We start from the raw sequence: 13,987 nt of genomic DNA on the forward strand, positions 1-13,987 counted from the left end.
GCTGCATGCCGATCAATGAAAGGCGCTCGTTATGGCGCCGCGTGAAGCCTTACCTGGCTGTCTTCGATCCAACCCTGATGACGATCGTCGTCGTGCTGCTCAGTACCAGCCTGGTGACCTTGGTATCGGCCAGCATGGGGATTCCCGGCAAGATCGAAGACCAGGTCCGCAATATCGTGATGTCGTTCCTGACGATGTGGATCGTGGCGAACATCTCGCCGCAAAACATGATGCGCATTGCCTTGCCGGCCTATGTGGTGACGGTGTCGCTGCTGATCGCGGTGGCGCTGGTCGGCACCATCAAGCTGGGCGCGCGGCGCTGGCTGCACATCGGCGTGGTCGATATCCAGCCATCGGAATTTGCCAAGATTGCCGTGCCGCTGATGCTGGCCTGGTTCTTCCAGCAGCGCCAGGGCATGCTGCGCTGGGATTCCTATGCCGTGGGCGCTTTGCTGCTGCTGGTGCCGGTGTTCCTGATCGCGCGCCAGCCTGACCTGGGGACGGCGCTGCTGGTGGTGATGGCGGGTTTTTGCGTGATCTTCCTGGCCGGCCTGCCGTGGAAAGCCATTGCCGGACTGGTGGTGGCGGCTGCCGCATCGATGCCGGTGGCCTGGTCGATGATGCACGATTACCAGCGCGAACGCATCATGACCCTGATCGATCCGACCACGGACCCGCTGGGCAAAGGCTTCCACATCATCCAGGCCACCATTGCCGTCGGTTCCGGCGGCTTGATGGGCAAAGGCTGGAAAGAGGGCACGCAGGCGCACCTGGAATTCATTCCGGAACGTACGACAGACTTTATCTTTGCCGTGTATTCTGAGGAATTTGGCCTCATGGGCAACCTGTTCCTGATGTTTATGTACCTGCTGTTAATTGGCCGTGGCCTGATGATTGCCGCCGGCGCACCGAATTTCTTTACGCGCCTGCTGGCGGGCGCCGTGACCATGATTTTCTTCACTTACGCCTTCGTTAACATGGGCATGGTGAGCGGTATTTTGCCGGTGGTGGGCGTGCCGCTGCCGTTCATGAGCTATGGCGGCACCGCGCTGCTGACGCTGGGACTGGCGTCGGGCATCCTGATGAGTATCCAGCGCCACCGCAAGCTGGTGCAGACATGATGGCGCGCTGCTTGCCATCGATGCGGCTGGCGGCGCTGGCCGCCGCATTGGCGCCGGCCCTGGCGCTGGTGGGGTGTGGCACGGCGCCGCAGCAAGAGCCTGCCGTACCGGCTGCCGTGCCGGCCAAGCCCGCGGCCAGGCCGCAGCCGCGTGAACCGGGTGTGCCGGTGCTGCCGCCGGCCGGCTCCGGCAAGGGCGGTTATTACCAGGATGACGGGCCGGGCGACAATCCGCCGCCCAACCTGATGGCGACGCCGGATGCGGAAGTGCGCAACGATCCGCCGCTGCCACGCGCGAACAAGGAATATGTCGTGTTCGGCAAGACTTACCGCCCGATCACGGATTCGGACCAGCCCTTTGTGCAAAAGGGGCTGGGCACGTGGTACGGCAAGAAATTCCACGGCCAGCGCACGTCGTCGGGTGAACTGTACGACATGTACAAGATGACGGCCGCGCACCCGACCTTGCCGATTCCATCGTATGCGCGTGTGACCAATCTCGATAACGGCAACCAGGTGGTGGTGCGTATCAACGACCGGGGCCCGTTCCACTCGACGCGGATTATCGATGTGTCGTACACGGCGGCCCTGAAACTGGGCTTGCTGGGCAAGGGCAGCCACATGCTGGAAGTGGTGCGCATTTTGCCGGCCGAGGCGGAAAAGCTGGCGGTTGCCGGCAAAGGCGGCGCCAAGCCGGTGCCGGCCACGGTGCTGCGCCCTCAAGCGCCGATGCCGCAACGCGAACCGGCGCAGACGGCGGCGCTGCTGTATCCGCCGCCACCGGGGGGAAATGCGGGGCAGGCAAATACTGCACAGGCAACTCCGGCTACGCCGGCGATGACTGCCTCGATGCCGCCGGTTGCTGCGCAGGCGTTGTCACCGGTTGCCATCTCGGCTGCTACAGCGGCTGCGCCGACCAGTGCGGCGTCAGCGACGCCCATGCCTGCCGCCATGGCTGGAAAGACCGCTGCAACGGCGGCTGCGCCATTGCCTGCGGCTGGCGGCGTGATGCTCGCTGGTGGGGCCAATGCGCCGGCGGGCGGCGCGATCGTGCCGGCAGTCGCCGCCATGCCAGCCAAGGTCAATTTCTACCTGCAACTGGGCGCTTACGGGAAACCGGAAAATGCGGAAGCGGCGCGCGCCAGGGTTGCCATGGAAAGCGGCTTGTCCGGCCTGGAAGTGGTGCCATCCGGCAGCGTGCTGCGCCTGTACAGCGGCCCATTCAATACGCGGCAGGAAGCCGAGCAGGCCATGCAGGCGCTGCCGGCGGCGCTGGGCCTGAAGCCGCTGGTGATCCAGCGCTAAACCCTATCGCACCCGCGCCGAACGATAGTGCTAAAGGGGCCAGGCACCAAAATTCTTGGTTGCAATGCCGCTGCGGGTAAACCGTGGTTACTTGCAGCTGCGGCTTTCCTTGTCCGCGAACCCTGCGCGCAACTTGTCCAGGCGGGATTTGGTGTCGGCCGTGATGCCACGGAACTGGAACGCCAGCAATTTGCTGGCGCTCATGCGCGGCGCGACGCGGGCGCTGTGCACGCCCTGTTTTTGCAGCTCGGCCAGCAGGGTTTGCGCCCCCGCTTCGCTCTTGAAGACGCCCAGCGAAATGGCCCAGCGCATGGTCTGGCTGTCCGACATGACGAAGTAATTGGTCACGCCCAGCGCGCGCAACTCCGCGGCTTTCTTTTCAGCGCCTTCCTTGTTGCCCTGCGGCGGGATGAAGACGATATAGCTCGAGACTTCGGTGCCCGGCAAATTGATGCGGGCCTGGTGGTCGCCCAGCGACAATGGCGCGAGTTTTTCCTCGAAGCGGCGCGCGTCCGCCAGCACGAAATTGCCGATTTCGACGCACGCGATTTTTTCTTCTTTCTTTTCCAGGGCTTTCTTCGCCGGATCTTCCGCTGCAGGTTTGACCGCTTCGCTTTCCGGCTCCGGTGCGGGCGCTTTCAGCGCCGCCACCGCCGCCTCGGCCTTCGATGCTGAAATCACGGCCAGCTTGTCGCCATTGAGCTGGTTTTGCAGGCGCGCAGGTTCGCGTTCGCTGCCGCTGAAGTGGCCGAGGTAGCCCTGCCCGTATGCATACAGGCCGGCATTTGCGGCAAGCAGGGACCAGAAGATAAATTTCAGCACAGGCAATCCACGTTATTCGCTGCGCGCGGCAGCATGTAAACCCGTCAGTACGATATTGTCCACCAGGCGATAGGGCACTTGCACACCCAGCGCCGGAACGATGTATTGTGCGGCGCCGCCTGACACCAGGCAGGCTTGTGCGCCATGCAGCGCGCAAGCCCGTTCGATGGCGCCCGCCTGTGCGGCCAGCAGGCCGCTGAGGATGGCGTCGTCGGTATTGTCGGCAAATCCGGATGGCAGCTTACCGCCTTGCGCTATCTGCGGCAACTGCGCCGTGTTGCGCGCCAGCGAAGTGGCCATCAAACCCAGTCCCGGCAAGATCATGCCACCCAGGAAAGCGCCATCGGCCGTCACCGCATCGATGGTGGTGGCCGTGCCGCAATTGGCGACGATCAGCGCCTGGCCCGGCATTAACGCATGTGCGCCGATCGCGGCAGCAAAGCGGTCGCAGCCCAACTGGCCGTGGGTGCGGTAGCCATTGCGCACGCCCCCCCGTTGCGCCACCGAGGCGAACCAGTCGATGGCGCCAGGTTCGGCCACGCCGGTTTCCGCCAGCATGCTTTCCAGCGACGCGCGCATCGCGGCGCCCGCGACATTGGCGGCAATGACTTTACCCACCGCGCCATGCGCCGCCAGCGCGCCGCGCCAGGCTTGCGGCAATTGCGCCGCCTCCGCGTGCATCACGGCGCCATACGCCAGCCATTCGCCCAATGGCGCATCGCTGGCGGCCAGCGCCCATTTAATGCGGGTATTGCCCGCGTCGATCAAAAACGTGTTCATGGTGCGCGCCTCAGCGATACGTCACCCGACATCACGGGCACTTGCCCGCCATCGGTCTGCAACAGCAGCCGTCCGCTGTCATCGACACCGGCCATGCGGCCCTCATGCAGCACGCGGCCCTGGTCCAGGATGCGCACCGCTTCGCCGCGCCATGCCTGCAGCCGGTTCCAGCGGTCTGTAAAGGCGGCAAAGCCGGTGTCATCGAATTCCGCCAGCGTGGCCGCCAGGCGGTTCAGCAACGCGCCCATCAGCGCATTGCGGTCCATGTTGGCCAGCCATGGCGCGCACGCCACGTCGCGGCCGATATCGGCTTCCAGTTCATCGGGCATCAGCAAGTTGATGCCCGCGCCCACCACGGCCCACACCGCGCCATCCGGGCCGGTCTGGGTTTCCACCAGGATGCCGGCCAGCTTTGCGCCATCTTTCAATAAGTCATTAGGCCACTTCAATTGCACCGGCACGCCCAGCGCCCCGATCGCTTCGGCCAGCGCCACGCCGGCTGCCAGCGGCAAGCCAACCAGGTGTTGCAGCGGCGCCTTAAAGCGCCACGCCAGCGAAAACATCAAGGTCGCGCCAGGGGCGGACAGCCAGCTGCGTCCCGCGCGGCCGCGTCCCGCCGTCTGGCTGTGCGCCACCAGCAGCGCCGGGCCAGCCAGGCGTCCATCGTGGACTTGCGCCAGCAAGTCGGCATTGGTGGAGCCGGTTTCCCGTACCACGGACACCGCCACGTGCGACGCGCATTCGGCGCAATGCTTGGCGATGGCGGCCGCGTTTAAATCCATGCTGGTCATTGGCGCGCCTTGTGCGGCGCTTTCGAAAAGGCCCAGTCATAGACCGGGTTGGGGAGTGCGCGCAGCAGCTTGGCCACCACGCCCATTTGCCACGGAATCACGGTATAGCTGGCGCCGCGTTCAATGGCGCGCACGGCCGCCGCCGCGAACTTGTCCGGCGCCATCAAGAACGGCATCGCATACGCGTTGTGTTGCGTCATCGGGGTGTCGATGTAGCCGGGGCAAATGGTGACGACATCGATGCCGTGCGGCGCCATTTCCACGCGCAGCGATTCGCAATAGGTAATCACGGCCGACTTCGACGCGCTGTAGCCCCCGCCGCCCGGCAAGCCGCGGATGCCGGCCACGCTGCCGATGCCGACCAGCCGCGCCGGCGTGCGCTGCGCTTTCATCGGGCCGATAAACGGCGCGAAGGTGGCAAAGGTGGCGGTGACGTTGGTGGCCAGGAGTGACGCGAACACCGGCAAATCTTCCTGCCCGTATTCCGTCAGCGTGCCGTGCGAAATGCCGGCGCTGGCGATCACGACATCGATGCCGCCCGCATGTTCGATGTAATCGAGGGCGGCATTGCGAATGCCTTCATGGTCGTTGACGTCGACCGCATAGGCGCGGTGTTTTTCAGGATGGGGCAGGGTGGCGATCAGCGCTTGCAGCGCATCGCCACGGCGCGCCAGCAAGCCAAGGGTGGCGCCCAGTTGCGCATAGCGCAGCGCCAGCGCGGCGCCCAGGCCGCTCGACGCACCCGTGATAAAGACGCGCCGCAGCGCAGGTGTTTCCGCCATGCCTATTTCTTTTCCGCCCTGGCCTTGGCCACCAGGTGCTCCGTCACCGTCAACGCGGCCTTGTAGTATTCGATTTCAGGTTCGGAAGCCGGCAGCGACGCGCCGGCCTGCTGTGGCGAGGTCCGGTAGTGGCCGTTGATGACGATGGCAGGCCAGGAATCGATGCCGTACTCGGCCATCGCCTTGTCGGCCTGCTTGACGCGGTTTTGCACCGGCAGCGAGCGGTAGGTGTCGATGAATTTCTTGCGGTCGAAACCATTCTTTGCCACCCAGTCGAACACCTGCTCGTCCTTGGTGAATTTTTCGCGCTGCACGTGCATGGCGTGAAACACCTTGGCCTGGTGTTGTTCGGCCAAGCCCATGACTTCCAGCGTGAAGTACAGTTTTTGCTGCGGCAAGGTGAGGTCGCCCTTGGGCACGTGGATGCGTTTGAGGACGATGTTGTCGCCCTGTTTTTTCACCCAGTCGGCCAGCAATGGTTCAAACGCATTGCAGTGCGGGCACCAGTATGCGAAGAATTCCAGCACTTCGATTTTCTTGCCGGCGGCGACCGGCTGCGCCACGGGCAGGACCGCATATTCCATACCGCTGGCCGGACTCTGTGGCGATGCGGCGGCGCCGAACGCCGCCACGGATAACACGGCCAATGCAGCCACACTCCGCAATTGCTTGAAGAACCGCATGCTCGCTCCCGATCAGGACAAAATCAGCGTTGGTTGCGTACGACGGATACGTCGACGCCGTTTTCAGACAGCTTGCTGCGCGCCTTGTTCATGGCTTCCACTTGCGTGTAGGGGCCCGTGCGCACGCGGTGCAGCACGCCGGCGTCCGTGCTGCGGTCCGAGATGGCGGCTTCAAAGCCCATCAGCGCCAGCTTGGCGCGCTGGTTTTCCGCATCGGCCATTTCGCGGAACGCGCCGGCCTGCAGGTAATACACATACTTGTCGTCGCCGGCGGCCGCGGCAGGCGCCGCCGCAGTGGCAGGAGCGGCCGCCGGCGCGGCCGGGGCTGCGGCCGGCGCAGCAGGCTTGTTCTTGGCGGCGGCCTCGATGCGCTCCACCACCTGCTGCAATTCATCCTTCGGCGGCTGCGCCGGTGCATGCGCGGGCGGCGCCGCTGGTGGCGGTACGCCTTCGGCAGGCTGGCCCGCTTCCTTGGAGAATTCGCGCGCAGCTTCGCGCACGGCATCCTTGTTGCCGTACATAGGCTTGTTTGGATCCGAAATCTGGCCGGCGGTCGGCTCGGCGGGTTTCCCCACCTTGCCCGACTTGTCGGTGAAGGGCGATGAACCCTTGCTGATCACCAGCGCGACGATGACGGCGATCACCAGGCCGATGACCAGGCCGATGACGATACCAACCAGGGTGTTGCCCTGCTGCGCGCGCTGCGGGGCCAGACGGAAACGGAAATGCATAGGTACGATAATTCCTCGATTAGTCCTCGATTACATCTTGTTTGGCGCTGAAACGCCGATCAGCGCCAGGCCGTTGCGCAGCACCTGGCGGGTTGCCACCATCAGTGCGATACGGGCCATCTTGACGGCTTCATCGTCCACCAGCACGCGCTCGGCGAAATAGAAGCTGTGCAGCGCGGCGGCCAGGTCGCGCAGGTAGAACGCGATCTGGTGCGGGCCCAGTTCCGCTTGCGCGCGCGCCAGCACTTCCGGATACGCGGCCAAAGTGGCCAGCAGGGTGGCTTCGGTCGGCGCGGTCAGTGGCGACAGGTCGACACTGGCCAGGTCCGCTTCGTTGCCGGTCCACTGTTCCAGCATGCGGCAGATACGGGCGTGCGCGTACTGCACGTAATACACCGGGTTTTCATCCGACGTTTTCAGTGCGACGTCGACGTCGAACACGAACTCGGTGTCCGCTTTACGGGAAATCAGGAAGAAGCGCACGGCGTCGCGGCCCTTGGTGATGTCGCCGCCGCCCGACCATTCGATCAGGTCGCGCACCGTCACGTAGGAACCGGCGCGCTTGGAGATTTTCACTTCGGCGCCATCTTTCATCACGGTGACCATCTTGTGCAGCACGTAGTCCGGATAGCCTTGCGGGATGCCGATGTCCACCGCCTGCAGGCCGGCGCGCACGCGGGCAATGGTGCCGTGGTGGTCGGAACCCTGCACGTTGATGGCCTGGGTGAAGCCGCGCTTGAATTTCTGGATGTGGTAAGCGACGTCCGGCAGGAAGTAGGTATAGGTGCCGTCGGACTTGCGCATCACGCGGTCCTTGTCGTCGCCATAGTCGGTGGTGCGCAGCCACAGCGCGCCTTCTTCTTCGAACGTCTTGCCGGAGCCAATCAGTGCATCGACGGTGGCGTTCACCTTGCCGTCCTTGTACAGCGACGATTCCAGGTAATAGTTGTCGAACTTGACGCCGAACGCCTGCAAGTCGATGTCCTGCTCGTTACGCAGGTACGTCACGGCAAAGGCGCGGATCGATTCGAAATCTTCCACGTCGCCCGAGGCCGTGGCCGGTGCGCCGTCGGAAGCCGAGACGGTTTTCCTGGCCAGGAAGTCGTTGGCGATATCCTGGATATAGTCGCCGTTATAGCTTGACTCCGGCCATTCGGCGTCGCCCGGCTTGAAGCCGCGCGCGCGCGCCTGCACTGACGTGGCCAGGGTCTGGATCTGGACGCCGGCGTCGTTGTAATAGAACTCGCGCGTCACGTCAAAGCCTTGCGCCGCGAACAGCGACGACAGCGCATCGCCCAGCGCGGCCTGGCGGCCGTGGCCGACGTGCAGCGGACCGGTCGGGTTGGCGGACACGAATTCAATGATCACGTGCTGGCCGGCGCCGGCCGTGGCATTGCCGTACTGCGCGCCCTGCGCCAGCACGGCCTTGACGACCGCCTGTTTCGACGCGGCGGTGACGCGCAGGTTGATGAAGCCCGGACCGGCGATGTCGGCCGACTCCACCAGCGCTTTGCCGGCAGGGTTGTCCAGCAGCGCGCTAACCACTTTGGTGGCCAGTTCGCGCGGGTTCATTTTCAGCTGCTTCGCCAGTTGCATGGCGATATTGCAGGCGACATCGCCGTGCGCCGCATCGCGCGGGCGCTCCAGCACGACGTTGGCGCTGACGCCAGAGCCGTCGAGGATGGGCGCCAGGGCGGCGTTGAAGAGGGCGATGATTTCCTGTTTTTGTTGGGCGAGCATGTTCGTTGGGGCGGCGGGGCCGCGTAAGTAATCTGATTAAGCGGTGACCCGGTTTTGCGCGGGGTCAAACAGCCGACATTATACTGTTTTGCCACCAGTGTAAACGAGTGGCGGAGTGGAGCGGTGTCGCCAAATTCCGCGTTCCCAGCAAGAATTGGGCCAAAGGCGGGTTACAATGCTGCCTTTATATAGTATTACGCGCGATCGGCAGCCGCATGTGGCTGTTCCCGGCACCGGACTGCACCGGAGGCGGGCGCCGCCCCTCTCTGGAATTCCAATATGTCGAACAAACAGCGTCCTGTCCTCAAACTGAACAAGCCAGCCACGCCGCCGGCGCCGCCCAAAGGCGCCCGTCCGCCGGCTGGCAAAGGGACGCCATACCAGGGTGGCAAGCCGAAAGAAGGCGCCGCCGGCGCGCCGCGTGGTGAGGGCGGCAAACCGTTCCGTGCCGGGGCGGGCCGTCCAGGCCAGCCAGGCGGGGCGCCGTTTAATCCGGAGCGTCCACCGCGCAGCCGCGATGGCCAGGGCGATGCCCCGTTCCGTGCGGAACGCGGCAGCCAGGACAACCGTCCGGCGCCCTATCGTGCCGAGCGTCCGGCCCGCGCCGATGCCGCCGGTGGCGCGCCTTTCCGTGGCGAGCGCGGTCCCCGCAGCGACGATGCGGGCGGCAAACCAGCCTTCCGTGGCGAACGTGGTCCGCGCAGCGATGATGCCGGCGGCAAGCCGGCGTTCCGCAGCGAGCGTGGCCCCCGCAATGACGACGCGGCAGGCAAGCCGCCATTCAGCGCCGAGCGTAGCCCGCGCAGCGGCGACGATGCGCCATTCCGTACCGAGCGCTTTAACCGCGACGCGGCAGCCCACGCGCCATACCGTGGCGCCGAAGTCAAATCCGCGCCGCCGCGCACCCCAAGCCCGGCCGCAGCGCAGGTGGTGCGCCGTTCCGAATTCAACGAAGACGGCCTGCGCCCGTCCTACCACCGCGATTTCAAAACCGCACCGCAAACCAGCTTTAAAGCCGAAGTCAAACCCGATTCGCTGGCGTTCGCGCTGCTGGGCGCGGCGGCGGCCGTGGTGCGCGTGCGCGAAGGTATGGCGCTGCCGCAAGCGCTGGCCATTGTGTTCAACGATACGCAAGCGACGCCACAGGCGCGCGGCGCGATCCAGGATATCGCTTACCGCGCCATGCGCAAGCTGGGCTGGAGCGATGCCCTGGTCGGCATCATGGCGCCGAAAGCGCCGGAGCCGATGGTGGGCGCATTGCTGGCCTGTGCGCTGCCGCTGATGGTGAAAGACGCGGACGGCAGCGAGGCGTACAGCCAGTTCACCGTGGTGGACCAGACCGTGACGGCGGCGTCGTCGCACCCGGACACGGCCCGCGCGAAAGCCATGATGAATGCCGTGCTGCGCCGTTTCCAGCGCGAACGCAAGGAATTGCTGGAGGCACTGGAAGGCAATTCGGTGGCGCAGTGGAATTACCCGCAATGGTGGATCGATGCCGTCATCACCGCCTACCCGAAAGACTGGCAAGCGGTGCTGGCCACCGGCAACCAGGCGCCACCGCTGACCCTGCGCGTCAATGCACGCCGCAGCACGGTGGCCGATTACCTGGCCACCCTGGAGCAGGCCGGCATTGCCGCGGCCCAGGTCGGCCCGTATGCGGTGCGCCTGGCCAAGCCGGTCGGCGTGCACCTGATTCCCGGTTTTGACGATGGCGTGGTCTCGGTGCAGGATGCCGGCGCCCAGATGGCGGCGGCGTTGCTCGATGTGCACGATGGCATGCGCGTGCTGGACGCGTGCGCGGCGCCGGGTGGCAAGACCTGTCACATTCTCGAGCTGGCCGACGTCAGCATGACGGCGCTCGACGCCGATGCCAAACGCCTGGAACGGGTCGGTGAAAACCTGCAGCGCCTGGGGTTCAATGCCCAACTGCAACCCGCCGAAGCTCAGCACGACAGCTGGTGGGATGGCCAGCCATTCGACCGCATCGTCGCCGACGTGCCGTGCACAGCGTCCGGCATCGTGCGCCGCCACCCGGATATCCGCTGGCTGCGCCGCAAGTCGGACACGCTCCAACTTGCAACACTTTCCCGTGAAATCCTCGACAACCTTTGGAAAATGCTGGCCCCCAATGGTAAATTGCTGTTCGTGACATGTTCGTTGTGGCCGCAAGAGTCCGAGGCGCAGGCGGCCGCTTTCGCGGTGCGCCATGGCGCGACCCGACTCGACGCGCCCGGCCAATTGCTGCCAACCGGCAGTGCCGAACAAGATCATGACGGTTTGTACTACGCATTGTTCCAGAAAGATGCGTAATATTGCTGTCGTTGCTACATTCCCATATTTATCTGCTTTACAACGTACCGGCTTTCTCGTGACGCGACGCTTTTTTCGACAACTCGTCCTGCAGTTGCTCTTGATGATGGCGTGCGCATATCCTGCGCAGGCATCGGACGACACCATCGAAATCACGCGCAATTTCATTGAAGCGGCGGAAGAGGGCTATCGCCTGTCTTCCGCGTATTCGTTTGAACTCAACCACGGACTGGAAGATGCGCTGCTGCATGGCGTGACGTTGTATTTCACGACGGAAGTCGAGCTGACCCGGCCGCGCTGGTACTGGGTCGATGAAAAAGCCGTGCGGGTCAAGCGGACGGCCGCGATTTCATTCAATGTGCTGACCCGGCAATACCATGTCGGTATCGTTGGCAGTGTGAAGCAGAGTTTTGCCACCCTGGAAGACGCGCTGTTTCTGATCCGGCGCCCCAGCCGCTGGGTGATTGCCCAGCGTAATCAGTTGAAGGTGGGGGAGGTCTATAACGTCTCGCTGCGCATGCGCCTGGACCGCGACTACCTGCCCAAGCCGATCCAGGTCAATGCCTTCAATAACAGCGAATGGCGCCTGGAAAGCAAAAAAACTTTCCAGTACAGGGCGGAATAAGTGACACCGGCATTGCGGTATGCGTTCGTCGTCGCCGGCGCGCTGGTCAGCATTTTGCTGTTCCTGCTGGCGTCCGCGTCGGACAATTCAGGGTTTTTTGACCGCTATTACGGCTGGCTGCTGGGACTGAACGCGGCGGTCGCGCTGGCGCTGCTGATACTGGTCGGGGTTTCCCTGTTCCGCCTGTATTCACGCTATAAGCAAGGCAAATTCGGCTCCCGGCTGATGACGCGGCTGGTGATGCTGTTTGCCGGCATCGGCGTGCTGCCCGGCCTGGTGATCTTCCTGGTGTCGGTGCAATTCGTTTCCCACTCGATTGAATCGTGGTTCAACGTGCGCATCGAAGAAGCGCTCGATGCGGGCCTGAACCTGGGGCGCGATGCGCTCGACAAGGCCGTCATCGACCTCAGCGCGCAAGCCAAAAAGACGTCCAACCTGCTGGCGGAAGAACAGTTTTATGCGGCGCCCGCGATCCTGTCGCGGTTCGTGAAAACCCATCCCGGCACCCAGAGCGCCATCATTGTCGATGCCGAAGGCGGGCTGATCGTGTCCGCCACCGGGCCGCAGCGCATCAATTTGTCGGCGGATTTGCCGAATTCGTCGATGCTGGCCACGGCCAAGAGCGAGCAATCGTATGCCATGGCGGAAGACGGCAGCGAATTGCGCGATGACCGGATCGGCGCGCCGCCGCCACCCGCGCCGGACGCCGCCAACCAGTTGCGGGTACGGGTGCTGATCGCGATTCCCGACCCGGTGCAGCCCAGTGGCGCGCACCTGGCGCCGCGCTACCTGCAAATCATCCAGGCGGTGCCGGTGCAACTGGCGGCCAACGGCAAGATCCTGCGTACGGCCTACAGTGAATATAAAGAGCGGTTCGTGGCGCGGGTCGGCTTGCGCAAGATGTATACCGAGACGCTGACGCTGACCTTGCTGCTGGCGGTGTTTGGCGCCATTGCGGCGGCCTTCCTGATTGCCAATGACCTGGCGCAGCCGCTGCTGTTGCTGGCTGAAGGGACGCGGGCGGTGGCGGGCGGCGACTTGTCGCCACGGCCGATCGTCGCCAGTTCCGATGAACTGGGCACGCTGACGCAATCGTTCAATACCATGACGCGCCAGTTGTCCGATGCGCGCAGCGCCGTTGAGCGCAACCGCGCCGCGCTGCAAAACGCCAAGGCCCACCTGGAATCCGTGCTGGCCAATATGTCGGCCGGCGTGATGGTGCTCGATGGCGAATTCCGGCTGGTGTCCTGCAATGATTCGGTCGAGCGCATCCTGCAACATTCGAGCGTGACCTTGATCGGCCAGCAACTGACGCAAATTGAATCCCTGCAAGACTTTGCCAATGCCGTGGTGGCCGCGTTTTCCGCGCAGAGCGCCCATTCGTCGGCGGCCGGCCGCAATGCGCAGCGCCTGCACTGGCAGCGCCAGGTGGAAATTCCCCGTCCGCTTGGCAGCGAAGAGGAACATGACCTGACCCTGCTGATGCGCGGCTCGCGCCTGCCGGTCGAATCCGGCAGCGGCTATATCATCGTGTTTGACGATATTTCCGACGTGATTTCCGCCCAGCGTTCGATCGCCTGGGGGGAGGTGGCGCGCCGCCTGGCCCACGAAATTAAAAACCCGCTGACGCCCATCCAGCTGTCAGCGGAACGGTTGCAATACAAGCTTGAAAGCAAGCTTGAAGCGCAGCCGGACATCGACCTGCTGAACAAGGCCACCTCGACTATCGTCAACCAGGTGGCCGCCATGAAGCGCATGGTGGACGACTTCCGCGATTACGCCCGCACGCCGCCCGCCATCCTTGAATCCCTGGACCTGAATGCACTGGTGGAAGAGATCCTTAACCTGTACATTACCGGCGAAGGTAACGATATTATCCACCTGGCCCTGGCGCCGGACTTGCCGCAAGTGATGGGCGATTCCGGCCAGATGCGCCAGGTCATCCACAATTTATTACAGAATGCACAGGATGCGATGGCGGACTTGCCGGCTGGTTCGGCAGCGCCCCGCATCGACGTCGTCACCGAGGCCATCCATTACCAGGGCGCGGACGGGGGAACCCGGACTGCCGTGCGCCTGATAATTTCGGACAACGGCCCCGGATTTGCGCCTAAAATCCTGGCGCGCGCGTTCGAGCCGTATGTCACGTCGAAAGCGCGCGGCACCGGCCTGGGCCTGGCGATGGTGAAGAAGATTATCGACGAACACGGTGGACGGATCGATATCCAGAACCACGTCGATAGAAGTGGCGCATCGATGCTGATTTTGCTGTTAAAGTTGGCACCGGTGTAGTTGGCA

At 64.0% G+C, this 13,987-nt stretch carries 12 protein-coding genes; 5 read left to right on the top strand and 7 right to left on the bottom strand.

Annotated elements, in window-relative coordinates:
* Window positions 1-5: 5 nt before the first annotated feature.
* Together rodA and AC1RRC_RS26610 are read left to right on the top strand one after the other, a co-directional pair.
* Window positions 6-1,121, top strand: coding sequence for a rod shape-determining protein RodA (gene rodA, locus AC1RRC_RS26605; protein ID WP_493058624.1), 1,116 nt, complete (start codon window positions 6-8; stop codon window positions 1,119-1,121).
* Window positions 1,118-2,425: a septal ring lytic transglycosylase RlpA family protein gene (locus AC1RRC_RS26610; protein WP_493058625.1), complete on the top strand. Its 1,308-nt coding sequence runs from the start codon at window positions 1,118-1,120 to the stop codon at window positions 2,423-2,425. The genes rodA and AC1RRC_RS26610 overlap by 4 nt, the downstream gene beginning before the upstream one ends.
* A gap of 87 nt (window positions 2,426-2,512) precedes the next feature.
* On the opposite strand, the gene AC1RRC_RS26615 is transcribed toward AC1RRC_RS26610, so the two are convergent.
* Genes AC1RRC_RS26615 through argS form a run of 7 tightly spaced genes read right to left on the bottom strand, consistent with a single transcriptional unit; the run spans window position 2,513 to window position 8,754 of the window.
* Window positions 2,513-3,247 (bottom strand): SPOR domain-containing protein, encoded by a 735-nt coding sequence (locus AC1RRC_RS26615; RefSeq protein WP_493058626.1) that lies wholly within the window; start codon window positions 3,245-3,247, stop codon window positions 2,513-2,515.
* A gap of 12 nt (window positions 3,248-3,259) precedes the next feature.
* Entirely contained in the window at window positions 3,260-4,027 is a 768-nt protein-coding gene (locus AC1RRC_RS26620; RefSeq protein ID WP_493058627.1) for a type III pantothenate kinase, read from the bottom strand.
* Entirely contained in the window at window positions 4,024-4,818 is a 795-nt protein-coding gene (locus AC1RRC_RS26625) for a biotin--[acetyl-CoA-carboxylase] ligase (RefSeq protein ID WP_493058628.1), read from the bottom strand. Before AC1RRC_RS26625 ends, AC1RRC_RS26620 begins: the two co-directional genes overlap by 4 nt.
* Window positions 4,815-5,600, bottom strand: coding sequence for an SDR family oxidoreductase (locus AC1RRC_RS26630; RefSeq protein ID WP_493058629.1), 786 nt, complete (start codon window positions 5,598-5,600; stop codon window positions 4,815-4,817). Before AC1RRC_RS26630 ends, AC1RRC_RS26625 begins: the two co-directional genes overlap by 4 nt.
* A 2-nt stretch (window positions 5,601-5,602) precedes the next feature.
* Entirely contained in the window at window positions 5,603-6,283 is a 681-nt protein-coding gene (locus AC1RRC_RS26635; RefSeq protein ID WP_493058630.1) for a thiol:disulfide interchange protein DsbA/DsbL, read from the bottom strand.
* 23 nt (window positions 6,284-6,306) lie between these two features.
* Window positions 6,307-7,014 carry an SPOR domain-containing protein gene (locus AC1RRC_RS26640; RefSeq protein WP_493058631.1) on the bottom strand — a complete coding sequence of 236 codons (708 nt, stop codon included), beginning with the start codon at window positions 7,012-7,014 and terminating at the stop codon, window positions 6,307-6,309.
* A gap of 30 nt (window positions 7,015-7,044) precedes the next feature.
* Window positions 7,045-8,754, bottom strand: coding sequence for an arginine--tRNA ligase (argS, locus tag AC1RRC_RS26645; protein ID WP_493058632.1), 1,710 nt, complete (start codon window positions 8,752-8,754; stop codon window positions 7,045-7,047).
* Between the two features lie 960 nt (window positions 8,755-9,714).
* Between argS and rsmB the strand changes: the two genes are divergently transcribed.
* The 3 genes from rsmB to AC1RRC_RS26660 all read left to right on the top strand — a co-directional run bounded on the left by rsmB (window position 9,715) and on the right by AC1RRC_RS26660 (window position 13,981).
* Complete coding sequence (gene rsmB, locus AC1RRC_RS26650) at window positions 9,715-11,064, top strand: 16S rRNA (cytosine(967)-C(5))-methyltransferase RsmB (protein WP_493058800.1); 1,350 nt, start codon at window positions 9,715-9,717, stop codon at window positions 11,062-11,064.
* A gap of 103 nt (window positions 11,065-11,167) precedes the next feature.
* Entirely contained in the window at window positions 11,168-11,689 is a 522-nt protein-coding gene (locus AC1RRC_RS26655) for a DUF4390 domain-containing protein (RefSeq protein ID WP_493058633.1), read from the top strand.
* Window positions 11,690-13,981, top strand: a complete 2,292-nt coding sequence (locus tag AC1RRC_RS26660; protein ID WP_493058634.1) for a sensor histidine kinase — start codon at window positions 11,690-11,692, stop codon at window positions 13,979-13,981.
* Window positions 13,982-13,987: the final 6 nt, after the last annotated feature.

This window comes from Pseudoduganella sp. GW821-FHT12E03 (assembly GCF_058807115.1).